General features: G+C 29.6%; 22 protein-coding genes. 21 read left to right on the top strand and 1 reads right to left on the bottom strand.

Annotated features, from left to right (window positions below; genetic code table 11):
• Window positions 1–33 precede the first annotated feature (33 nt).
• The 7 genes from xylA (at window position 34) to L3B98_RS08925 (ending at window position 9,967) form a co-directional block, all read left to right on the top strand.
• The gene (gene xylA, locus L3B98_RS08895; RefSeq protein ID WP_238916361.1) at window positions 34–1,353 is read left to right on the top strand and encodes a xylose isomerase; all 1,320 of its coding nucleotides are present in this window, start codon (window positions 34–36) and stop codon (window positions 1,351–1,353) included.
• Window positions 1,354–1,589: 236 nt separating this feature from the next.
• Window positions 1,590–3,092, top strand: coding sequence for a xylulokinase (gene xylB / locus L3B98_RS08900; RefSeq protein ID WP_238916362.1), 1,503 nt, complete (start codon window positions 1,590–1,592; stop codon window positions 3,090–3,092).
• 271 nt (window positions 3,093–3,363) lie between these two features.
• Window positions 3,364–4,512 carry an ROK family transcriptional regulator gene (locus L3B98_RS08905; RefSeq protein WP_077362414.1) on the top strand — a complete coding sequence of 383 codons (1,149 nt, stop codon included), beginning with the start codon at window positions 3,364–3,366 and terminating at the stop codon, window positions 4,510–4,512.
• 251 nt (window positions 4,513–4,763) lie between these two features.
• Window positions 4,764–5,417 carry a fructose-6-phosphate aldolase gene (gene fsa, locus L3B98_RS08910; RefSeq protein WP_015392441.1) on the top strand — a complete coding sequence of 218 codons (654 nt, stop codon included), beginning with the start codon at window positions 4,764–4,766 and terminating at the stop codon, window positions 5,415–5,417.
• Between the two features lie 56 nt (window positions 5,418–5,473).
• Window positions 5,474–7,465 carry a transketolase gene (gene tkt, locus L3B98_RS08915; protein ID WP_238916363.1) on the top strand — a complete coding sequence of 664 codons (1,992 nt, stop codon included), beginning with the start codon at window positions 5,474–5,476 and terminating at the stop codon, window positions 7,463–7,465.
• Window positions 7,466–7,640: 175 nt separating this feature from the next.
• Window positions 7,641–8,261, top strand: a complete 621-nt coding sequence (locus L3B98_RS08920; protein ID WP_238916364.1) for a DUF4867 family protein — start codon at window positions 7,641–7,643, stop codon at window positions 8,259–8,261.
• Window positions 8,262–8,482: 221 nt separating this feature from the next.
• Complete coding sequence (locus L3B98_RS08925) at window positions 8,483–9,967, top strand: L-fucose/L-arabinose isomerase family protein (protein ID WP_238916365.1); 1,485 nt, start codon at window positions 8,483–8,485, stop codon at window positions 9,965–9,967.
• A gap of 137 nt (window positions 9,968–10,104) precedes the next feature.
• Here the strand turns inward: L3B98_RS08925 and L3B98_RS08930 are convergent, their stop codons facing one another.
• Window positions 10,105–10,758: a flavodoxin family protein gene (locus L3B98_RS08930; RefSeq protein WP_015392445.1), complete on the bottom strand. Its 654-nt coding sequence runs from the start codon at window positions 10,756–10,758 to the stop codon at window positions 10,105–10,107.
• Between the two features lie 144 nt (window positions 10,759–10,902).
• On the opposite strand from L3B98_RS08930, the gene L3B98_RS08935 reads away from it, so the two are divergent.
• The 14 genes from L3B98_RS08935 (at window position 10,903) to L3B98_RS09000 (ending at window position 23,590) form a co-directional block, all read left to right on the top strand.
• Entirely contained in the window at window positions 10,903–11,283 is a 381-nt protein-coding gene (locus L3B98_RS08935) for a helix-turn-helix domain-containing protein (protein ID WP_238916366.1), read from the top strand.
• A gap of 35 nt (window positions 11,284–11,318) precedes the next feature.
• Complete coding sequence (locus L3B98_RS08940) at window positions 11,319–11,792, top strand: MarR family transcriptional regulator (protein WP_015392447.1); 474 nt, start codon at window positions 11,319–11,321, stop codon at window positions 11,790–11,792.
• Between the two features lie 146 nt (window positions 11,793–11,938).
• Window positions 11,939–13,174 carry an MFS transporter gene (locus tag L3B98_RS08945; RefSeq protein ID WP_077362426.1) on the top strand — a complete coding sequence of 412 codons (1,236 nt, stop codon included), beginning with the start codon at window positions 11,939–11,941 and terminating at the stop codon, window positions 13,172–13,174.
• 249 nt (window positions 13,175–13,423) lie between these two features.
• Complete coding sequence (locus L3B98_RS08950; RefSeq protein WP_238916367.1) at window positions 13,424–14,239, top strand: MBL fold metallo-hydrolase; 816 nt, start codon at window positions 13,424–13,426, stop codon at window positions 14,237–14,239.
• Window positions 14,240–14,350: 111 nt separating this feature from the next.
• Complete coding sequence (locus L3B98_RS08955) at window positions 14,351–15,340, top strand: MerR family transcriptional regulator (protein ID WP_238916368.1); 990 nt, start codon at window positions 14,351–14,353, stop codon at window positions 15,338–15,340.
• A gap of 461 nt (window positions 15,341–15,801) precedes the next feature.
• On the top strand, window positions 15,802–16,836 hold the full coding sequence (locus L3B98_RS08960; protein WP_238916369.1) for a helix-turn-helix transcriptional regulator: 1,035 nt from the start codon (window positions 15,802–15,804) through the stop codon (window positions 16,834–16,836).
• A 264-nt stretch (window positions 16,837–17,100) separates the two neighbouring features.
• Window positions 17,101–17,685 (top strand): type 1 glutamine amidotransferase family protein, encoded by a 585-nt coding sequence (locus L3B98_RS08965; RefSeq protein WP_238916370.1) that lies wholly within the window; start codon window positions 17,101–17,103, stop codon window positions 17,683–17,685.
• A 356-nt stretch (window positions 17,686–18,041) separates the two neighbouring features.
• On the top strand, window positions 18,042–18,575 hold the full coding sequence (locus L3B98_RS08970) for a MaoC family dehydratase (RefSeq protein WP_238916417.1): 534 nt from the start codon (window positions 18,042–18,044) through the stop codon (window positions 18,573–18,575).
• A 452-nt stretch (window positions 18,576–19,027) separates the two neighbouring features.
• Window positions 19,028–19,414 carry a hypothetical protein gene (locus L3B98_RS08975; protein ID WP_238916371.1) on the top strand — a complete coding sequence of 129 codons (387 nt, stop codon included), beginning with the start codon at window positions 19,028–19,030 and terminating at the stop codon, window positions 19,412–19,414.
• A gap of 99 nt (window positions 19,415–19,513) precedes the next feature.
• Window positions 19,514–19,813, top strand: a complete 300-nt coding sequence (locus L3B98_RS08980; RefSeq protein WP_238916372.1) for a hypothetical protein — start codon at window positions 19,514–19,516, stop codon at window positions 19,811–19,813.
• 151 nt (window positions 19,814–19,964) lie between these two features.
• Complete coding sequence (locus L3B98_RS08985) at window positions 19,965–20,372, top strand: GNAT family N-acetyltransferase (protein ID WP_238916373.1); 408 nt, start codon at window positions 19,965–19,967, stop codon at window positions 20,370–20,372.
• Window positions 20,373–20,405: 33 nt separating this feature from the next.
• Window positions 20,406–21,212, top strand: coding sequence for an MBL fold metallo-hydrolase (locus L3B98_RS08990; protein ID WP_238916374.1), 807 nt, complete (start codon window positions 20,406–20,408; stop codon window positions 21,210–21,212).
• A gap of 379 nt (window positions 21,213–21,591) precedes the next feature.
• Complete coding sequence (locus L3B98_RS08995) at window positions 21,592–22,701, top strand: C45 family peptidase (protein ID WP_238916375.1); 1,110 nt, start codon at window positions 21,592–21,594, stop codon at window positions 22,699–22,701.
• Between the two features lie 16 nt (window positions 22,702–22,717).
• The gene (locus L3B98_RS09000; protein WP_238916376.1) at window positions 22,718–23,590 is read left to right on the top strand and encodes an AraC family transcriptional regulator; all 873 of its coding nucleotides are present in this window, start codon (window positions 22,718–22,720) and stop codon (window positions 23,588–23,590) included.
• Window positions 23,591–23,638 lie beyond the last annotated feature (48 nt).

Genomic DNA, 23,638 nt, shown 5'->3' on the forward strand with positions numbered 1-23,638 from the left:
AATTATAAATTATAAAATGAGGAGGCTATTACAATGAAAGAATATTTTGGAAATGTTTCAAAAATAAATTACGAAGGACCTGGTTCTAAAAACCCTTATTCATTTAAATATTATAATCCAGATGAAGTAATTGGCGGCAAGACTATGAAGGAACATCTAAGATTCTCCTTATCTTATTGGCACACATTAACTGCTAATGGAGCAGATCCATTTGGAGCTGGAACTATGCTTCGTCCATGGGATGATATAACAAATGAAATGGATTTAGCTAAAGCCAGAATGGAAGCAGCCTTCGAGTTGATGGATAAATTGAATATAGAATATTTTTGTTTTCATGATAGAGATATTGCTCCAGAAGGAAAAACTCTACAAGAAACTAATGAAAATTTAGATGAAATAGTTGCATATTGTAAAGAGTTAATGAAGAAATACAATAAAAAACTTTTATGGGGAACAGCAAATTGCTTCACAAACCCAAGATATGTTCATGGCGCAGGAACTAGCTGTAATGCAGATGTATTTGCTTATGCGGCAGCACAAATTAAGAAAGCTCTTGAAGTAACAAAAGAATTAGACGGAGAAAATTATGTTTTCTGGGGCGGACGTGAAGGTTATGAAACATTATTAAATACTGATATGGGCTTAGAATTAGATAATTTTGCTAGATTACTTCAAATGGCAGTTGATTATGCTAAAGAAATAGGATTTACAGGTCAATTCTTAATAGAACCAAAACCAAAGGAACCAACAAAACATCAATATGATTTTGACACTGCAACAGTTTTAGGATTCCTTAAAAAGTATAATCTTGATAAATATTTTAAAGTTAATATAGAAGCAAACCATGCTACTTTAGCACAACATACTTTCCAACATGAACTTAATTTTGCAAGAATTAATAATTTCTTAGGAAGTATAGATGCTAACCAAGGAGATCCAATGCTTGGATGGGATACAGATCAATTTCCTACAAACATATATGATTCAACTTTAGCTATGTATGAAATACTTAAGAATGGTGGACTTGCTCCAGGTGGAGTTAACTTTGATGCAAAAGTTAGAAGAGCATCTTTTGAAAAAGAAGATTTATTCTTAGCTTATATAGCTGGAATGGACACTTTTGCTAAAGGCTTAAAAGTAGCTCACAAGCTATTAGAAAATGGTGAATTAGAGAACTTTATAAAGGATAAATATGCAAGCTTTAGCGAAGGAATTGGTAAAGAAATAGTTGAAGGTAAAGTTGGTCTTAAAGAATTAGAAGCATATGCATTGAAAAACAATGAAATTACTAATAAATCAGGAAGACAAGAATTACTAGAAGCTATAGTTAATCAATATATATTTGAAGATTAATACAATTAAAAGTTGTAAATTTTAATTTAAGAAAATTTGTAAGGATTTCTTGATTAATTGAGAATTAATATTTGAAAATTATTACTTAGAACTTATTTATAAGTTCTAAGTAATCTTACACATCTCAATTCAAGAAATCCTGAACGGATTTCCACATTAATTGGTAATTGACAATTGAATATTGATAATTGGAAGAAATACTAAATAAATTATTTATAAATTAGGAGAGATTTTCTATGAGATATTTACTTGGCTTAGATATTGGTACATCCGGGACTAAAACAGCTTTATTTGATGAAGCAGGAAATACAATAAAGACAGCTACCTTTGGTTATGATTTATTTCAGCCACAAGTAGGCTGGGCAGAGCAAAATCCAGATGACTGGTGGGAAGCTTGTGTTAAAGGAATAAAGGCAGTTATTGAAAAAAGTGGTGTACAAGCCTCTGATATTAAAGGTATTGGCTTAAGTGGCCAAATGCATGGACTTGTCCTTGTAGATAAGGATCACAAGGTAATAAGAAATTCTATAATTTGGTGTGATCAAAGAACAGAAAAAGAGTGCGATTACATGACAGAAGTTATAGGTAAAGAAAGATTGATTAAAATAACAGGAAATCCTGCCTTAACTGGATTTACCCTTTCAAAATTATTATGGGTTAGAAATAATGAACCTGAAAATTATGAAAAGATATATAAAATTCTTTTACCAAAGGATTATATTAGACTTAAATTAACAAATGTTTTTGCAACAGAAGTTTCTGATGCCAGTGGAATGCAGATGTTAGATATCAATACTAGAAATTGGAGTGATGAACTGCTTAAAGATTTAAATATTGATAAGAATATTTTAGCAGACGTTTATGAATCAGTAGTGGTTAGTGGAAAAGTTACAGAAGAAGTAGCTAAGTTAACTAACTTAGCAGTGGATACTCCAGTAGTTGGTGGTGCAGGTGACCAAGCAGCAGGAGCTATAGGAAATGGAATAGTAAGTGAAGGAATAATATCAACTACTATAGGTACTTCAGGAGTAGTATTTGCAGCAACAGATACACCAAGATTTGATAAGGAAGGAAGAGTTCATACTTTATGTCATGCAGTACCAGGAAAATGGCATGTAATGGGAGTAACTCAAGGAGCAGGACTATCCTTAAACTGGTTTAAAAGAACTTTCTGTGCTAAAGAAGTAGAAGAAAGTGAAAAAGCTGGAGTTGATATATATGATTTATTAACAGAAAAGGCGGCAAAATCAAAACCAGGTTCAAATGGAATTGTTTATTTACCATATTTAATGGGAGAGAGAACACCCCATATTGATCCAAATGTTAAGGGTGCATTTTTAGGAGTTTCCTTAATAAACAATCATGATGATTTTGTTCGTAGTATCTTAGAAGGAGTTAGTTTTAGTTTAAAGAATTGTCTTGATCTTATTGAGGATATGAAGGTAAATATTGAAGAAATAAGAGTAAGTGGTGGTGGTGCAGAAAGCAGTGTATGGAGACAAATATTAGCTGATATTTTTGGTTATGCATTAACTACAGTAAAAGCTTCAGAAGGTGGAGCTCTTGGAGTAGCAATACTTGCAGGAGTTGGTGCTGGAATATATGATTCAGTAGAAGATGCCTGCAGTAAGATCGTAAAAGGAAACTTGAAGGTAGAACCAAATGCAGATTTAAAAGAAGTATATGCTAAGGTTTATGAAGTATATAATTCAGCTTATCCAAGAATTAAAGATATTTAAATAACATTAAGGGCACATTTGATTCAATATCGAATTTAGATGTTGATATTAAAATATAAATACTTTTATCATTACAATAATAATGATATTATTTAAGAAAGCTACTGTCATTGAGGCACATTCGAAAAAATAAGAAGTTCATTTATTGGCTTTTCTTTAAGCTCAATCAGCAAAATGGCCTAATGGATTAACTAGAATATTCAGGGTGACGTTTGAGTTGTTACTTATTTTCATGTGCCTTATATGATAGATGAGAGGAGTATTGTAAAATTTGATAGAAGTAAATCACAGTAAAATAAAAGAAACGAATAGAAAAAAAATAATAACATTATTGTTAGAAAAAAATGAAATTACTAAATTAGATATTTCAAGAATTTTAGATATAAGTATAACCACAGTATCTACTAATATTACTGAATTGAAAAATGAAGGTATAGTAGAAGATGTAAGGCATTTAGAATCTACTGGTGGTAGAAAAGCTATTGCTGTAAAGCTAAGTGAGAATTGTAAATTTTCAATTGGAATTGCATTAACACCTAATAATATTAAAATAGCTTTGGTAAATTTAAAAAAAGAAATTATTGAAAAATTAAAGATAAGACATAAAAATAATGGGATAGAAAATTTAATTGAAATAATCAATGAAAATATAGCTTTACTTATGGAAAAGCATAATTTAGATTCTGAAAAAATATTAGGAATAGGTATTTCATTACCTGGAACTGTAGATTTTGAAAATGGAATAATAAAATATTCATATTTGCTTGGGATTAAAGATTTTAATTTGAAGGAGAAATTTGAATATTTAAATGTACCTATTTATGTGGACAATGAAGCTAATTTATCAGCATATTATGAATTTTTAAATAGAAAGAATATTTTAAAAAACTTATTATATGTATCTATAACTGATGGATTAGGTCTTGGAATAATTATAGATGGCAAAATATATAGAGGCGATAATGATTCATCAGGTGAATTTGGACATATAAAAGTAGCTCTAAATGGTAAAAAGTGCAAATGTGGAGCTAGAGGATGTTTAGAAGCATACACATCTATGAATTCTTTAGTAGATGGTTATAATGAAGTTTCGTTAGAGGCAATATCAGACGTAGAAGAGTTTGAAGAATTGTATCTTAAAGGTGAAGAAGCAACAAAAAAAGTTTTAGATAAATACTTAAAAATATTAGGAATGGGAATATCAAATTTAATTATGTTATTAGATCCTAATACTGTAATAATAGGTGGGGATATAAATAATTTGTTAAATGATAAAATAGATATTTTGAAAAAGAATATATATAAGGATAATTTATTTACAGATGAAAATAATTGCACTATAAGTGTAGCAAGTTACAAAGAAGCTTATTTATTAGGTGCAGCAATGATGCCTATAGAAGAATTTTTAGAAATTAAATAATGAGTAGTTTTTACTACTCTTTTAAATTAAAAACTTATTAAACTAATTTTAAAAACCTGTTTTTAAAATTACATTTTGAAAGTAATGTACTAAATGTATTTACTTAAATATTACCAATAGTCAAAAATAAAAAACAATAGTAACAGTTGATAATACAAGTAACAACTATTAAAGAGACCCCGTAGGGGATTTCCAACATAACTGTAACCTGTAAATTGAAAACTGTAAACTAAAAGGAAAGGTTGAGTAAAATGAAGTTTTTTTTAGACACAGCAAATGTAGACCACATTAAAGAAGCAAATGAAATGGGAGTAATCTGTGGAGTAACAACAAATCCATCACTAGTAGCAAAAGAAGGCAGAGACTTCAATGAAGTAATTAAAGAAATAACAGAAATAGTTGATGGACCAATAAGTGGAGAAGTAATAAGTGAAGATGCAGCAGGAATGATTAAAGAAGGAAGAGAAATTGCAGCAATTCATAAAAATATGATAGTAAAAATTCCAATGACAGCTGAAGGCTTAAAAGCAACAAAGGTATTATCTAGTGAAGGAATAAAGACAAATGTAACTTTAATATTCTCAGCAACACAAGCACTACTTGCAGCAAATGCAGGAGCAACTTATGTAAGTCCATTTTTAGGAAGAGTAGATGATATATCAATGATAGGAATGGATTTAGTAAGAGATATAGCAGAAATATTTGCAGTACATGGAATAGAAACAGAAATAATAGCAGCAAGTGTAAGAAATCCAATTCATGTAATTGAAGCAGCTAAGGCTGGAGCTAATATAGCAACAATACCATTTAATTTAGTAATGCAAATGCTAAAGCATCCATTAACAGATCAAGGATTAGAAAAATTTAAAGCAGACTGGGCAGCAGCGTTTCCAGTTAACAGTTAACAATTTACAGTTTACAGCATAATTGAAATATATTTATTATAAAAGTGAGGTAAAAAATGAGTAGAGAATTAGATAAGTTATCTATTAATGCAATAAGAGTATTATCAGCAGATGCTATAGAAAAATCAAAATCTGGACATCCTGGGTTACCACTTGGTTCAGCAACAATGGCATTTACATTATGGGCAAAAATGAATCATAATGGAAAAAATCCTGAATGGGATAATAGAGATAGGTTTGTATTATCAGCAGGACATGGTTCAATGCTTGAATATTCATTACTACATTTATTTGGATATGGATTAACCGTTGAAGATTTAAAGAATTTTAGACAAGTAGGAAGTTTAACACCAGGACATCCTGAATATGGTCATACTAAAGGCGTTGAAATAACAACAGGACCGCTTGGACAAGGTATTTGTAATGCAGTAGGTATGGCAATAGCAGAAGCTCATTTAGCTGAAAAGTTTAACAAGCCAGAGTATAGCATAGTTGATCACCATACATATGCTATAGTTGGTGATGGATGTCTTATGGAAGGAATTTCAGGAGAAGCATCATCACTAGCAGGAACTTTAGAGCTTGGAAAATTAATTGTGTTATATGATTCAAATAATATTTCAATAGAAGGAAATACAGATATAGCTTTTAGAGAAGACACCGCAAAGAGATATGAAGCTTATGGCTGGCAAGTATTAAAGGTTGCAGATGGAAATGATATAGATGCAATCGAAAAGGCAATAGCAGAAGCTAAAACAGAAACTAAAAAGCCATCAATGATAATAGTTAAAAATCAAATAGGTTTTGGATGCCCAGCAAAACAAGGAAAAGCATCAGCTCATGGAGAACCTTTAGGAGCAGACAATGTAAAAGCTATGAAGGAAAACTTAGGCTGGAAAGCTGAACCTGCTTTCTATGTTCCAGACGAAGTTTACACAAATATGAACGAACATATAGCAAAAGGTGAAAAGACTGAGACAGCTTGGAATGAATTATTTAAAGCTTATTCAGCAGCTTATCCAGAATTAGCAGCAGAATATACAAAATGGATGAGTGGAGAAATTGATAAAGATGCATTATTAAATAATGAAGAACTTTGGAGTTTTGATAAAGAAATGGCTACAAGAGAATCTTCAGGAATAATGATAAATAGATTAGCTAAGCTTATTCCTAATTTTATAGGTGGATCAGCAGATTTAGCACCATCTAATAAAACTCATATGAATGATAGAGGAGATTTCTCAGCAGAAGATAGAAGTGGATCTAACCTTCACTTTGGAGTTAGAGAACATGCTATGGCAGCTATAGCTAATGGTATGTATGCTCATGGAGGACTAAAGGTATTCTGTGCAACCTTCTTTGTATTCAGTGATTACATGAAAGGTGCTATGAGATTATCGGCTCTTATGAAGCTTCCAGTAACTTATGTATTAACTCATGATAGTATTGGAGTAGGGGAAGATGGTCCAACTCATGAACCAATAGAACATTTAGCAGCACTTAGAAGTATGCCAAATATGACAGTGTTTAGACCAGCAGACTCAAAAGAAACAGCAGCAGCTTGGTATTATGCTGTAACAAATGGAACTACACCAACTTCATTAGTATTAACAAGACAAAAGTTACCACTATATGATGGATGTCCTAAGAGAGCATTAAAGGGTGGATATATCCTTAAAGATTCAAAGAAAGAAACTCCAGATGTACTACTAATGGCATCAGGTTCAGAAGTAGAATTAATCTTTAAAGCAGCTGATGAGTTATCAGCAAAAGGAATTGATGCAAGAGTAATAAGTATGCCAAGTTTTGAGTTGTTTGATGCTCAAGATGAAGCTTATAAAGAATCAGTAATGCCAAAGAGCGTAAGAGCTAGACTAGCTGTTGAAGCTTTAACATCCTTTGGATGGCACAAATATGTAGGTCTTGATGGTGACGTTGTATCTTTAGATACTTTTGGAGCATCAGGAAATGCAGATGCATTATTTAAAATGTTTGGATTTACTGTAGAAAATGTTGTTGATAAAGTAATGGGAATAATTAACAAATAAAAAGCCCACAACTAATCTATAAATATATTAAAGTGAATAGCTAATTTGTTTTAAGTTATGTTAAAAAGATGTGTATATAGTGTGTGTTAAATAAATCAGAAAAAATTAAATAAAATTAGAAAGTAGCTTGAAATATATTTATAGGTTATTAATAAATATAGAGAGGACGATAAATTTGACTATTAAAAGTGTTATGGACAAGGAGTTCAAAAAATATGGGCAAGTATTAAAAAATTATGATTGCTCAGAAATAATTGAAAAAATGAATGATACACCATTACCTAAAGATGTAATATATGAACCATCAATAAAAGAACTTGAAGCATTGGAAATAGCTAAAGAACTTCAAGCTAGAGAATATGGTGAATTACCTATTCAAATAGGATATTGTAATGGAAATAATTATTTGCTAAATGCTGTTGAATACCATAGATCATCTGAAATAAACATTGCAGCAACTGATCTTATTCTTCTTTTAGGATTACAGCAGGATATTGAAGACGATTACTCATATGATACGTCTAAAATTGAAGCTTTTAAAGTACCAAAAGGAACTGCAATAGAAGTTTATGCAACTACACTTCACTATGCACCATGCAATGTTTCAGAAGATGGATTTAGATGTGTTGTTGTTTTACCAAAAGATACAAACTTAGCTTTAGAAAATAAGCCAGAAGTTAAAGGTGAGGATGCATTGCTCTTTGCTAAAAATAAATGGTTAATTGGTCATAAAGATACAGACTTAGGTGCCCAAGGAGCATTCATAGGCCTAGTGGGAGAAAACATACACCTATAAAAAAAAGCGCTTTAGCGCAACCAAGATCATAATATTAAAGTTACAACGCATGTAAATAGTTTTAGCAAATTGATGAATAGTTTCTTATTTAATTAGTCACTACTCAATTTTCAAAATAGTGAAAAGCACAATTAGGAACTTTTTCAGCGCAACCAAGATCATAAACAAAAAATATAAATAAGCTTTAAATTTAAATTTATTATAAATTGGAGGAATATAAAATGAATAATACACCACAAGTAAAATTAGGAATTGTAGCAGTTAGTAGAGATTGTTTCCCAATGGAACTATCAGTTAATAGAAGAAAGGCAGTTGTAGAAGCATACAAAAAAACTTATGGAGATATTTATGAATGTCCTACAGCAATTGAAAATGAAAAACATATGCTAAAAGCATTGCAAGAAGTTAAAGAAGCAGGAGTTAATGCACTTGTAGTATACCTTGGAAACTTTGGACCAGAAACTCCAGAAACTTTACTTGCTAAAGAATTTGACGGACCAGTTATGTTTGCAGCAGCTGCAGAAGAAACAGGAGATAATTTAATTGGAGGACGTGGAGATGCTTATTGTGGAATGCTTAATGCAAGCTATAATTTAGCACTTCGTAATATTAAAGCATACATTCCAGAATACCCAGTTGGAACTGCAAGTGATGTTGCAGATATGATTAAAGAATTTGAACCAGTAGCTAAAGCATTACTTGGATTAAAGAACTTAAAAATTATTTCTTTTGGACCAAGACCTCAAGACTTTTTAGCTTGTAATGCACCTATAAAACAATTATATAATTTAGGTGTTGAAATAGAAGAAAATTCAGAACTTGATTTATATGCAGCATTTAATGCTCACAAAGATGATGCAAGAATTCCAGAAGTTATAGCTAGTATGGAAAAAGAATTAGGCGAAGGAAATAAAATGCCTGGAATCCTTCCAAAGCTTGCTCAATATGAAATCACATTATTAGATTGGATGGAAGAACATAAAGGTTCAAGAGAATATATTGTATTTGCAAATAAATGTTGGCCTTCATTCCAAACTCAATTTGGATTTGTACCATGTTATGTAAACAGCCGTTTATCTGCAATGGGTATACCAGTTGCATGTGAAGTAGATATTTATGGTGCTTTAAGTGAATACATTGGAACTTGTATAAGTGATGATGTTGTAACTTTACTTGATATCAACAATACTGTACCAGCTGATATGCATGATACTGAAATCAAAGGTAAATTTAACTATACATTAAAAGATACTTTCATGGCTTTCCACTGTGGAAATACTGCAGCTTGTAAATTATCTTGCGGTACAATGAAAAATCAAATGATCATGGCTAGAGCATTAGAACCAAATCAAGAACCAAATATTACAAGAGGAACACTTGAAGGAGATATCGTACCTGGAGACATCACATTCTTTAGATTACAAAGCAATGCAGATGCAGAACTTACTGCTTATGTTGCAGAAGGAGAAGTATTACCAGTTGCAACACGTTCATTTGGAGCTATAGGAGTATTCGCAATTCCTGAAATGGGAAGATTCTACCGTCACGTATTAATTGAAGGAAGATATCCTCACCATGGAGCAGTTGCATTCGGACATTTTGGTAAAGCAATGTATAATTTATTTAGATATTTAGGAGTTAAAGAAGTTGGCTTTAACCAACCTAAAGGAATGCTTTATAAAACAGAAAATCCTTTCAATAGATAATTAAATTAATGACATAAATCCTTTAAAGAGAGTAAAGTATAAAGGAACGTACAAAAAATTATAGTACGTTCCTTTTTTTATTAATATGCTCTCATTTTATTTTTATGAAGAATAGCATTTCATAGTATACTGAATTATTACTGTATTAAGCTTGTACCTATTTTATATGCTTTTTCACAATCTAAAGGAAATTGCTTTGCCCTATGAGCTGCTTTTTCCTCTTCAGAAAAGGCATCAGCTTTATATTTCGAGTAATCATCAAATTGATAAGTATTGTTAGAATACATTACTTTTGGCTTTGTAAATATACGTTCTATAGGTGCAGCTAATGTATTTAATATTAGGTTATAATTAAGTTGTTCCATAAATTCTTGTGGAACATTCATTGTATAAATAAAGGCTGTAGGCATTTTTTTAGGAGCAATTGAGGAATGGTTCTTATCATATACCAAATATGGGAAAAGCAATCGTTCTAAAAAAGCTTGTAATTGACCTGTTATATTGCTGAAATATATTGGAGAGCCAAAAATTAGTCCATCAGCTTGAGAAACTTTTTCTAACACTTCTTGAAGATCATCTTTTATAGCACATTTTCCGTAATTTTTACTTTCGAGTCTTTTACAAGCAAAGCAGCTTTTACATCCAGTGTAGTTTAAATCATACAAATTTATTATTTCAGTTTCTATTTCACTATCCTTTACAGAGTCTTTTACTCCATCTAAAGCTTTTTGAAGTAGAGTGGCTGTATTTTTATTTTTTCTTGGACTTCCATTAATTGCATAAACTTTCATTTTAACACTCCTTGTGCGGTTTATATTTTTGCATTTATTATTTTATGTTATAATTATAAAACATAAAGTTATGAATATAGAAGTATGCAGTTTTTTCTGTGTTAGTATAAAAAGTATACTATAGAATTTACAAGAGGTGTAATTATGAATGATGATGTGAATTTTGGTCAAGGATTTCCAAACACTAACGTTTATGATAATCAGTGTCTAACTATGTATCTATTTAATATTTTAGGTCAAAAGTGGAAATTGCCTATCATTTGGTATTTAGCAGAAAAAGATACTGCTAGATATAATGAATTAAAACGGAGAATTAAAGGAATTACTAATATTATGCTTACTAAATCCTTACGGGAATTAGAAGAACTTAATGTTATTCAAAGAACACAATATAACACTATACCTCCTAAAGTTGAGTATTCCTTAACTGAAAGTGGAAAATCGCTATTACCTGCTTTAAGTGAATTAAATGTATGGGTAGGGGAACATATGAAAATAGATAATATAAAGAAGAAAGAGCAATAGGTTAATATAGTAACATATTGGTGGGAGGAGATACAATGAAAAAGGAAGAACAAGTTTTAATTGGTTTTAGGGAATTATATAACAAGATGGCTTGGCTTAATAAATCTAAGATGGAAGATAGTCTAAAGGGCTATAAGTCTTCAGAAGTGCATTACATAGAATGTATTGGAAGAAATGTAGAGCCAAATGTCACAAAACTTGCTGAATCCCTTTATATGACAAGGGGAGCCATAAGCAAAATGACTAAGAAGCTTATAGAGAAAGGTATTATAGAAAGTTATCAAAAGCCAGATAATAAAAAAGAAATTTATTTTAAACTTACTGAGCAAGGACAAAAAATTTATAAAATTCATGATAAACTGCATAAAGAGTTTCAAGAAAGGGATAAAGTTGTATTTGAAAAGGTAACGGAGGAACAATTTGATAGTATGCTTACGTTTATTAATAAGTATAGTGAGCATTTGGATAAAGAAATAAAGAAACTGGACTTAGACATAAAATCAGAATAAATGCGAACATCGAATTACGAGCAGCTAAATTCTATGGAGAATAGGCTGCATTTTTATTGTTTATTATTTTGTTGACTAGGAAACAAAAAGGTGGTATGATAAATATGTTTCCTGGGAAACAAAATAAATTTAGTTAGGAGAATTAAATGGATAAATTTAAATCACACAAAGAAAATAAAATAGAAGAAACTGTAGATAAACATGCTTTGATTTTTGGCCTTATATCTGTATTTTTATGTGGAATAGGCTTCAGCATAATAACTCCTGTTATTCCATTTTTAGTACAGCCCTATGTAAGTAATGAAGGAGAGCAAGCAATAGTTGTTACGCTACTGATGTCTGTTTATGCAATCTGCGTGTTCTTTGCAGCACCTGCACTTGGAGCTTTAAGCGATAAATATGGGCGTCGCCCAGTATTAATAGTATGCCTTTTAGGTTCTGCAATTGGGTACTTAATTTTTGGGATAGGGGGAGCTCTATGGATACTATTTGCAGGCCGAATAATTGAAGGCATAACAGGTGGTGACATAAGCACTATCTTTGCATATTTTGGAGATATAATTCCTCCCCAAAAGAGAACTAAATACTTTGGATGGATGAGTGCAGTTGTAGGTGTAGGAACTGTAATTGGTCCTACTCTAGGAGGAGTACTTTCAAAGTTTGGTTATTCAGTGCCAATGTATTTTGGAGCAATAATAACTTTATTGAATGTTGCATACGGATTCTTCTTTATGCCTGAGAGCCTTGATAAGAATAATAGATTGAAAGAAATTACATTTGTAAGACTAAATCCATTTACGCAGCTTGCAAATATACTTTCAATGAAAAGCTTAAAAAGGTTGCTTATTTCAGCTTTTTTACTTTGGATACCTAATGGTTCATTTCAGGCGGTTTTTTCTCAATTTACAATGGATACTTTCAATTGGAAACCTACATTAATTGGACTAATGCTTTCAATTATTGGATTTCAAGACATCATTTCACAAGGTTTTATAATGCCAAAGCTTTTAATAAAACTTAGTGATAAACAGATAGCAATTCTTGGAATGCTCTCAGAGATTATAGGTTATAGTCTTATTGCACTATCAACTTTAAGTTCGTTTTATCCTCTTTTTATCGCTGGAATGTTTATATTTGGCTTTGGTGATTCAATCTTTGGACCTTCCTTTAATGGTATGCTTTCTAAGTCAGTAACTTCTAGAGAACAAGGAAGAGTTCAAGGAGGAAGCCAGTCCATTCAGGCTTTAGCAAGAGTAATTGGCCCGGTGATAGGAGGTCAGATTTATGTATCACTTGGACACGCAGCCCCAGCATTTATGGGGATGATTTTAATTGCAGGGGCTATAAGCGTTTTGTATAAGGGTACAAATGCAAATATGTAATTAGAAGGATGATATTTTATATTGTTGATATGATGGTTTGAAATATTATTTATGTCTTGGTTATTTATAGTGGACAAGTTTATTACATAATCATTTGTGAACTAGGTAAATTAAGAATTACAGCATTATAATTTCATAGAAGATATATTTTTGTTAAAGTATCTTCATACAGAAGAACAAATGGAATTTTTCAAGCAGTGGTTGAATAAATATTTGTAATAGATTAGCGAAATAGGAGTGAACTATAAAATGTCTAGACTGGAAAAACTAATTATTACAATGGAAACAATAAAAGCAATTGAAGATATGTCTTATTTTACTCATGTACTGATATTTGATGATTTACTTATAGTTGCACAAAAAGAAACTAATTGTTTTGTTTTGAAAACAACAAAAGGATTAATTATAATAGATGCTATTTGGCCATGTGAAGAGGCATTTAATGCAATTATTTCTGCAATTAAAGAGGTTGGGTGGAAGCCAGAAGAAATAAAAAAATTAGTATTAACTCATGGACATGTTGACCATACTGGATGTGGAAAATGGATTGTAAATGCTTTTCATGCTAAAACATATCTATCAAAAAGAGATGATATATTTTGGGAAAAGGAACCAGCAAAAAAGAATAGGCCTGAAACCTGGAAGGACTATAATATAGATGTTTATGTGAAAGATGGTGACATAATTACTCTTGGTGATAAAACAATTTATGTTTATGGGACTCCAGGGCATACACCAGGAGGTCTTAGCTTTATATTTAATGTAACAGAAAACAATAGTATATATCAAGCAGCCTTATGGGGAGGTCCTAATCCACCAAGAAACTTACCAGATATTATCACTTATATGAAGTCCTTGGATTACTTTATGGAGCAGGCAGAAAACAAAAATGTTGAGATAGCACTTAGTAATCATACAGGGGTAGATAATGGAATGGAACGTATTGCATATTCACAAAAAAGAATGAGTTATATGCCTAATATTTACTTAATTGGGCAAAGTGGATTCCGTAAATATTGTCAGGTGTTTCGGAATCTATGTTATGAAAAATTGGAAAGTATATAAGTCTTTTTGGTTAACAGGAAGACAAATTGCTTTAGATTTTAATAAATTAATGTTATTTATTTACTTTGACGCGACGTAATATATTATACTAGTGTTGAAGGGGGATTTGAAATGGAACTGCAGACCATTAGTCAAGTATCTAAGGCATTTAAAATTTCAACAAGGACCTTAAGATATTATGAAGAGATTGGATTAATCGAGAGCTTAAAAAAAGAAGGTTATGCGTATAGAACATATGATGATAGTGTTATAAAAAGACTTAAGCAAATTATGGTTTTGAGAAAGCTTAGATTGTCATTGAAAGAAATTGAACAGATATTAAAAAATAATGAAATGTCGTATGCTATAGAAGTCTTGAACGATAAATTACAAGAATTAAACCATGATATTAATGCTCTCGATAATGTGAAAAATGCAATGTTAATGTTCATTGATAAATTAATGGTTATAAATGAAAAAAATATGCTTGAAAAGGTATTAGATGATGAAACCCTTATTCATACTATTTTAGCTATAGCTGATATAAACAAATCATTTATTGCAAAGAAAATAGGAATGGAGGATTTGAAAATGGCTAATAATATATTAAATACCTTAAAAAATGTAAGAATAGTATACTTACCACCTATAAAAGCAGCTTCAATTTGTGCATATGGGAAAGAACCTGAAGATATGGCACTGAAAAAGCTTATAGAATTTATTGAGAAAAGTGAATTATTAAAATATAAACCAGATGCAAAGCTTTATGGTTTTAATAACCCTGGACAACAAGATTCAGAAGGAAACTATGGATATGAATATTGGATTACAATACCAAAAGATTTTAAAGTAATGGCACCGCTAGAAAAAAAGAGCTTTGCTGGAGGCTTGTATGGAGCTCACTGCATTAAATTTGGAAATTTTAGCGAATGGCAGCAATTAGAGAAATGGGCAAATAATAATGATGAGTATGAACTAGATTATAATAGAGAACCAGAAGGCATGTGTGGCTATCTTGAAGAGCATATGAATGTATATGAATATTTTACTACGCTGGATTCAAAAGATAAAAAGTTTGATCAAATAGATTTATTTATACCCTTGAAAAGAAAAAATAGATAGGTTTTATTTTTAAAGCAACTTTGAAAATCGTAGTTCATAATGAATTGCGATTTTTTATTCTTTACGAGGAATTTATAATGCAGCAAAATCTGTGGATAATATATGAAAAAGGCTATTTAAGTGAGTTGTGTATAAGAGAAGAATAAAAAACAAATCATATTCGCCTGCATAAAATGTTCTGATATGCAGCATAGCTGCCATTTCTAATGTGTATATTTTATCAAAATCAAATTAACCAATGGTTAATTTTTATGAACAAAAAATGATAATGCTTCAATTGTTTAAATTAGGTAGCTTTGTTATGATTTAATTAACGAAGTTAAAGTTAATTAAATGTATATATATGATGCAAAAAGAATCATTCAAGATATAAAGATTTCCAAAGAAAATCAACATTCATTGATCAGTGAGTATTGAACATTGATAATTGCAATATATAGATAAATGAGGGAGTTATTATTATGAAAATAGGTGAAATTATTAGACAATGTAGAAAGAAAGAAAATCTTACTCAAGAGCAAGTTGCTAATTACTTAAATATTAGTGCACCAGCAGTTAATAAATGGGAAAATGGAATATCTTATCCAGATATAACGCTTTTGTCACCGCTTGCACGAATTTTAAAAATTGATGTTAATACTTTATTAGCCTTTAATGAAGAGTTAACAGCTTCAGAAGTAAATAAATTTGGAAAAGAGATTAGTGAAATGGCATCAAAAGAGGGATATCAAAAGGCTTTTGAAAGAGGCAGTGATTTAATTAAACAATATTCGAATAGTGATGATTTAATATTAAGAATAGCATCAATATTAAGATTGTTTTTAGTTACATCTAAGCTTGAGGAAAAAGATAAATATGAAAGGAAAATTATTGCTTGGATTGAGTTAGTAACAGCAAGCAGCAATGAAAAAGCAGCATCTATGGCAAAGATATCATTAGCTGCAATATATAGAGAGAGAAAAGAGCATGAAAAAGCTCAAGAAATTTTAGATAAAATTCCAGACCTTGAGTTAGACACAGAGAAAAAAATACAACAGGCACTAATACTTGAAAGCAGTGAAAAAATTGAGGAGGCTTATGGAATTTGTGAGGACATACTGTTTAAGGATGCACAAGAAACAATATCTGCTTTATTTTTAATAATAAGGATGTTATTAAAAGAAAATAAATTTAGTGAAGCAGAAGAATATACAGAGCGAGCTAAAAAAGTAGCTGAAGCATTTGATTTAGGGGGATATCAAAAATATAGTTTTGATTTATATTTAGCCAAAGAAAAAAAGGATAAAGAAAAAACTATAGAACTTATTATAAATATGGTAAATGAAGCTGACAGTATGGATCATATCAAGAAAAGGCTATATAGGCATAGGAAATGGAAGTCTCTCAATAGTTGGAGTAAAGATAAGTATGAGAACTTAGCCAAAATGAGAATAAAAAAAGATAAAACTCTTGATTTTGTAAAGAATGATCCTAGAATAAAATTCCTGTTAGAATAATAGTGAAATTAGTTGGGAATCAATTATAGAAAACTCGTTCTTTGAAAATTAATAGTGTAATATTTTATGAAAATGGTATAATTAGATTAATATGGATAGTAATTTGAAATATAGATTGAAAAATAGTGTTTCACGAAAAATTATTATTTATATATTCTATTGTTAAGGAAGGAGTTGATACATATGAAATTGAATAAACTTATATTTTTTAAAAACATGGAAAGGGTGATTATGTTTTAACCTTTCTAAAAACAGGAGGATATGATGAATAATATTAAAAATGAAGTGTTAATTTTGTTGACAGAGCAATGGAATGATTGGGAAGCAAGTTATGCCATTGCAGTTCTTAATTCTTTTTCAGATTATGAGGTAAAAACAATTGCAGTTGATGATATGCCAAAGAAATCAATGGGTGGCATTAATGCATCTGTTGACTGCATCATAAATGATTATCAGAGCTTTAATAACCTTGCTATGGTTATTCTTCCAGGTGGTCTTTCTTGGGAGGAAAATGATTATGATGAGATTGCAGAATTTATTAAGAAGATAATGAAATTACAGATTCCTGTGGCTGCCATTTGTGGTGCAACCACTTTTTTATGTAAGCATGGACTACTTAATAATGTTAAGCATACAGGTGATAATCTAGAATTATTTACAAATCAAGAAGGATATATGGGAGAAGCATTTTATATTCCAGCACAAGTAGTTGTTGACAATAAAGTTATTACTGCAAATGAAACTGCAGCGGTTCAATTTGCTTATGAAATTTTTAAATTATTAGAGATTGACAATGAAGAAGAATTGAAGCAGTGGTATGATAACTTTAAAAATGGAGCAATTCGCTAGAATATAAGTAAATTCATATATATAAATTAATTTGAATATATGTTATTATATCTCAAAATTAAATGATAAAGTAAAATATCGCACTATTCGTAATGAACTGCCACTGTTTAATTGACAGGAAGCAGCTCAAAACAGAATAGATTTGCGATATTTTTTTGAAAATATTGCTTTCTACTATTAAAAAATAAATATACCAAAGGATTGAATTTGAAGGGGTGAAATATATGAAATTTAGGAATCCTATGTTAGTTGTAAATGATATGGAAAAATCAAAAATATTCTATAAAGATGTTTTAGGATTCTTAAAATATTTCATAATAGCGAATAGAAAATATATTGATAGGAGAAGAAATGAAATGATTGATTTATTTAGAGCATTTACTACAAAGGAAGATTTTTTTTATGATGGGGCATTTATTGCTAAAATAAAATATCAACAGTTTCAACCTAAATCACATAAAGAAACTTATAAAAATGAAGTTATAAAAAGTAATAGGCGACTTTGTGTAATCAACTGTAATGGATATATTGATAATGAAATTGCAGAATCATTGACAGTTTATTTAATGATGAATGTAACAGTTAAAGACTCTGTTCAACCAGAAATTATTAAAGATACTGGAACTTTATGGCGTAGTTTTTCAAAAGAAGAAATTGCAGATTTTAGTCATTTAACAGGAGATACAAATTCCATTCATCTTACAGAAAATCCAGTTGTACAGGGAATGTTTATTCTAAAAGAACTTTGTGATACAACTAAAACTAATGAAATAGAAGTGAAATATATTTACCCTGTATATGGATGTACACCAGTGTATATAAAACATGAAGGAAATCTTATCAATGGATTTAGTAATGGTATATTATGTTTCCAAGCAACTCTGATTTAAAATATTATTAAGTTTATGTTTTTTAGATGGAAGTTCGAAATTATTTTTATTGAAAATCAGATGTTGCGTAATGTTATTAAAGTATGAATCACTAAAAATAAATAGCAAATTGTAAAATCGTATTATTCAAGAGATTGAATTTACGATTTTTTTAATACGTAATTCTACTAAAGCGTGCTTAATTTATATCAAATCTAGAGACTGTACTATTAATAAATGGAGAAAAGAATTAAAAAAGGAATGATATTTAGCTGGAAAATTATGTTGTGATGAAATAGATATAATCATAAATAGAAAACAAAAGCAAGTATATCATATGAATAAAACTAAATGGCCCACTTTTAATTAATGGAGGTTTCAAATGAGTGATTTTTTAAAATATTGGTTTAGTGGTTTTGAAAAAGGATTAGAAAATTTAAACGAGGATGAGCAGTGTAAATTATTATCGGAGTGTGGAAGAGCATGTTCTGAATCATAATGATAAAACGCTAAATTCAAAAATTGGGTGGACAATTGATGGGAAAAAGCTTAAATCAAGAAATTTATCAACAGATTATACTATTGAACAAGCATTAAATGATATAAATAAGTTTCAATTAAATACTATAAATATACCTGTAATTGTTGAAGTAAATGATATTGATTCAAATAATATGTTAATTAATAAAACAAGTGAAAATAAAGCAATAGATTTAATTAAACAGTTAAAGAATAAAAATTCAAATATAAATATAATTCTAGAACCATATCCTTGGATAGCTCAAGGAGCAAAAGCAGAAACTGAATGGAAGCCAAATAATATGAATGATTTCTTTACTAATTGGAGGAAAAATAAGTAATTATGTGCATTTTGAAATAGAAGTATGCTAAAAATGGATAATGTTGTATAATAAATTATATAAATATGTGAAATAATATTATAGAAAGTGGTGAATGAAATGAGGAGATTTAGATCTTATGAATTTAAAATAAGTATATTTATACTTATAATTGCTTCGTTTATTATACCAGCTAATATAATAAATAATGGAACTTCAATAGTATATAATTTTGGATTTCCATGTAACTATTGGTCAATATACCAAGGGAATGAAGGCAGTTATCAACTTTTTAATAATATTTTTAATGGAAATAGAGGAATGTATATAAATATACTTGGTTTATTCATTAATTTAGTTGTTATTTATGGATTGGTGATGCTATTAAAGAAAATATATATTAGAGTTATTAAAAACTAAAAATAAATTATAAAAATTAAGGCTATAAACCTTGTAAAAAGTGTTTATGGCCTTTAATTAAATTTTTATTGACTCTGACCTTAGGGAAGAAATTAAAATAATTATAAAAGGAAGTTTAATAATTTTAAATGATTTTATAGGAGGTTAAAGAATGATAACAGGATATTACATTAGCAAAGACAAATCAAAATTACAGATGGATATGATAAAGAATTTATTGAAACAAACATATTGGGCAGCTGATCGTCCAGAAGAAACTATAATTAAATCAATTCAAAATTCTATATGTTATGGAATTTTCAAAAACAATGGAACTCAAGTTGGCTTTGCAAGGATTATTACAGATTATGCTACTACTTATTATTTATGTGATGTGATTATTGACAAAGAACATAGAGGAAAGGGGCTAGGAAAAGTACTTATTGAATTTATTACTAATGATGTTGATTTGAAAAACTTGCGTGGACTATTACTTACAAAGGATGCACATGGATTATATAAACAGTATGGTTTCGAAAGAGATACAGAAAAATTTATGCAAAAACCTATACTGTCATAATAGTCAGTTATGTTAAAGATAGGAGACAAGAAATTGAAATTAAAAGTTTTAGTAGATAACAACACTTATATTGATCAATATTACTGTGGAGAACCGGCTGTTTCTTATTATATTGAAGATGGAAATACAAAATTATTATTAGATGTAGGATATTCTGACTTATTTATTAAGAATGCATATGAATTAGGTGTAAATTTAAATGAAATAAATACTATTATTATTTCACATGGTCATGATGATCATACAAGAGGACTACAATATTACTTTAAAGAAAATGATAGAAAAAATATTAATGTTATTGCTCATCCAGATGCGTTTAAAGAAAAAATAAATGGAAATTTAAAAATTTCTTCTCCTATTTTACAGGAGGAATTAAAAGAGAAATGCAAATTGATTCTTTCAAAAGAACCTACAAGAATAAGTGAAAATATGATTTTTTTAGGAGAAATCCCTCAAAGCAACAATTTTGAAAAGAGGAAAGCTATTGGTAAGCAAATAGATGGGGAAACGACAGTAGATGATTATGTAATGGATGATACAGCGATTGTATATAAATGTAATAATGGAATCTATATTATTACAGGATGTTCCCACAGCGGAATTTGCAATATAGTTGAGTATGCAAAACAAGTTTGTAATGAAGATAGAGTTTTAGGAATTATAGGTGGCTTTCATTTATTTGAAGTAAATGAGCAAGTGAAGAATACAGTAAATTATCTGAAACAAAATAAAGTAAAAGAACTATATCCTTGTCACTGTACATCTTTTGCTGTTAAAGCAGAAATACATAAAGAAATACCAGTTAAAGAAGTTGGAGTTGGATTAGAAATACATTGGTAAAGAGGAATTCATATTAATATTAAATTTAATATTTGTCGAGAGGACGTGATATTTTGGTTTTTTTAATAATACTATTAATATTTGCCTCTTACATTATAATTCAAATGGCAATTGATAAATCAATAAATACTAAATTATTAAAAGAAAATAATAAGCTTTTAGTTGAAATAAGGAATTTACTTAAAGAGCAAAACGAGAAAAATAAATAGACAATAAAAGCTTATAATAAGAATATGCTTGTTGTATGTGAAGAATTTAAGGTTATCTGGAAAGAATAGATAATAATATTATTTAAGTATAATTGTAAAAATCGCAGAAAATATCAAGTATGTACGTTTGCCTTATCTTATAATTTTTTTTGAAAGATGAGGTGCTTATTATGAAAAAAACTAAGTCATATTTAAAGAATTTTGTAGGAACAAGTTATGAAGTTGGTACAAAGATTGGAAATTGGGTTTTAGCACAGCCTAATTTATTGAAAAAGGTGATTTTACCACCAAAGGCTTATCCTCAAAGTAAATTAACAGAAATATTCAATTTGCTTGACCAATATAGCAGTGGTGTAAATGAGGAAATAAAAGGTTTTGCAGATACAATTGGAATTTCAAAAGAGCAAGCTGTTTTTTATGCTATGACATATTTAGAGCGTGGATGCAGTTTGATTTCTGCAGCTCCAAACAAAACTGATTTTGGACACACTTTGATGGCACGAAACTATGACTTTAATGATGAAATGGAAGAAATGTGTTTTGCATATACAGCTATTAGTGGAAAGTATAGTCATATTGGTTCTACTCTCAACTTATTTGGTAGATGTGATGGAATGAATGAGCATGGGTTAGCAGCTTGTAAAGCTAGTAATGGATTGCCAGTTGGTAACTTTGAAGGAGGAGAAAAAGCAGGTGTGACTGGTTTCTCTTTTTGGGTTGTTATAAGAAGTATTTTAGAAAATTGCAAAAATATTGAGGAAGCTATTTCTTGGGCAATTGATGCACCTATTGGCTATAACATAAATTTAATGCTTGCAGATAGTAGCGATAATATTGCACTATTGCAGTGTATAAATGGTCATAAAGCATATCGGATTTTGCATAAGGACTCTGAGCAAAATTTTTTAATTTCTACAAATCACACTGTTTTACAGGAAGTAAAGCCATATGAAAAGATGATTATTGAAAATTCAGTAATTCGTTATAAAACAATAGAAAAAATGTTTTCTGAAAAAGAAAAAGTATCAGCAAATGACTTGAAGAATATACTTTCAACCTCTTATCCACAAGGATTGTGTTGTCATTATTATCCTGAGTTTTTTGGGACTTTACGTTCTATGTTGTTTGATACAACTGATAAAAAAATAGAAATGACATTTGGTTCGCCAAAAGCAAATGATTGGAAAACTTTTATGGTAGAAAAATTACAAGAAGAAGAAGTTATTGTAAATCTTCCATGTGAAAAGGCAGAAAAAGATTTTTACAATATTACTTATTAAAAAGGAGGAGACTGCATTGAAGGATAAGCAAATCATTGGAAGAGCAATTATATTTATTGAAACAAATTTGTATGAGCCTTTGACTGTAGAATCAGTTGCTAATGCAGTTTCCTATTCTTACTATCATTTTCATCGTTATTTTCAAGCAGTTATGGGAGAAACTATTGGCAATTATATTAGAAGCAGAAGATTGACTCAAGCAGCAAGTGAACTTATATATAGCAACAAAAAAATTTTAGATATTGCAATTTCACTATATTTTGAGTCGGCAGAAAGTTTTACAAGAGCTTTTAGAAAGAGGTATGGAATTACACCCACTGAATACAGAAAAAATGGTGTTGATAGGTTGATTGGGTGTCATCAGCCTATTGAAATTAATAAAATAGCAGAATTAGACTATTCGAATCTGTCACCAGAAATAGTGATGCTTGAACCTAAATATATTGCAGGATTTAGATTTTGCATGAGTATTGAAAATAATAACACAATTAATATGTGGGAAAAGCTAAATGCACAATTGGTGAAGCAAAATTATATTTCAATGAATAATAATAGGTATAGTATTTATGAAACAGGTGATACATGCTCCCAAAATACATTTAATAAAAATAGTGAAGCTACTTTATTTATAGGAATTGAAACAACACCTGATAATCATGTCCCAAAAGGTATGAAGTTAAAAGAGATTAGTGGTGGAAAGTATGCTAAATTTATACATAAAGGTACAGTTGAAAATTTGATTTATACTTATTATTATATTTGGGGTATTTGGTTACCTAATAGCAATTTTCAGCTTGATGATAGAGATGATTTAGAATGTTATACAGAAAAATTTTTAGGAGCTGAAAATGAAGCATCACAAATTGAAATTTATTTTCCATTAAAATAAATATTAATAATACCGACTTATAGGTATATTATAAAATAAAAATGAAAG

The sequence above is a fragment of the Clostridium sp. YIM B02555 genome (assembly GCF_022320955.1).
Taxonomy (GTDB): domain Bacteria; phylum Bacillota; class Clostridia; order Clostridiales; family Clostridiaceae; genus Clostridium; species Clostridium saccharoperbutylacetonicum.

Excerpts from the sequence above, each read along its gene's own strand:
- L3B98_RS08965 (WP_238916370.1), top strand. The coding sequence starts at position 17,101 with ATGAATAATATTAAAAATGAAGTGTTAATTTTGTTGACAGAGCAATGG.
- L3B98_RS08995 (WP_238916375.1), top strand. The coding sequence starts at position 21,592 with ATGAAAAAAACTAAGTCATATTTAAAGAATTTTGTAGGAACAAGTTAT.
- fsa (WP_015392441.1), top strand. The coding sequence starts at position 4,764 with ATGAAGTTTTTTTTAGACACAGCAAATGTAGACCACATTAAAGAAGCA.
- L3B98_RS08935 (WP_238916366.1), top strand. The coding sequence starts at position 10,903 with ATGAATGATGATGTGAATTTTGGTCAAGGATTTCCAAACACTAACGTT.
- L3B98_RS08925 (WP_238916365.1), top strand. The coding sequence starts at position 8,483 with ATGAATAATACACCACAAGTAAAATTAGGAATTGTAGCAGTTAGTAGA.
- L3B98_RS08970 (WP_238916417.1), top strand. The coding sequence starts at position 18,042 with ATGATTGATTTATTTAGAGCATTTACTACAAAGGAAGATTTTTTTTAT.
- xylA (WP_238916361.1), top strand. The coding sequence starts at position 34 with ATGAAAGAATATTTTGGAAATGTTTCAAAAATAAATTACGAAGGACCT.
- L3B98_RS08950 (WP_238916367.1), top strand. The coding sequence starts at position 13,424 with ATGTCTAGACTGGAAAAACTAATTATTACAATGGAAACAATAAAAGCA.
- L3B98_RS08980 (WP_238916372.1), top strand. The coding sequence starts at position 19,514 with ATGAGGAGATTTAGATCTTATGAATTTAAAATAAGTATATTTATACTT.
- L3B98_RS08930 (WP_015392445.1), bottom strand. The coding sequence starts at position 10,758 with ATGAAAGTTTATGCAATTAATGGAAGTCCAAGAAAAAATAAAAATACA.
- L3B98_RS08960 (WP_238916369.1), top strand. The coding sequence starts at position 15,802 with ATGAAAATAGGTGAAATTATTAGACAATGTAGAAAGAAAGAAAATCTT.
- L3B98_RS08945 (WP_077362426.1), top strand. The coding sequence starts at position 11,939 with ATGGATAAATTTAAATCACACAAAGAAAATAAAATAGAAGAAACTGTA.
- xylB (WP_238916362.1), top strand. The coding sequence starts at position 1,590 with ATGAGATATTTACTTGGCTTAGATATTGGTACATCCGGGACTAAAACA.
- L3B98_RS08985 (WP_238916373.1), top strand. The coding sequence starts at position 19,965 with ATGATAACAGGATATTACATTAGCAAAGACAAATCAAAATTACAGATG.
- L3B98_RS08940 (WP_015392447.1), top strand. The coding sequence starts at position 11,319 with ATGAAAAAGGAAGAACAAGTTTTAATTGGTTTTAGGGAATTATATAAC.
- L3B98_RS08955 (WP_238916368.1), top strand. The coding sequence starts at position 14,351 with ATGGAACTGCAGACCATTAGTCAAGTATCTAAGGCATTTAAAATTTCA.
- tkt (WP_238916363.1), top strand. The coding sequence starts at position 5,474 with ATGAGTAGAGAATTAGATAAGTTATCTATTAATGCAATAAGAGTATTA.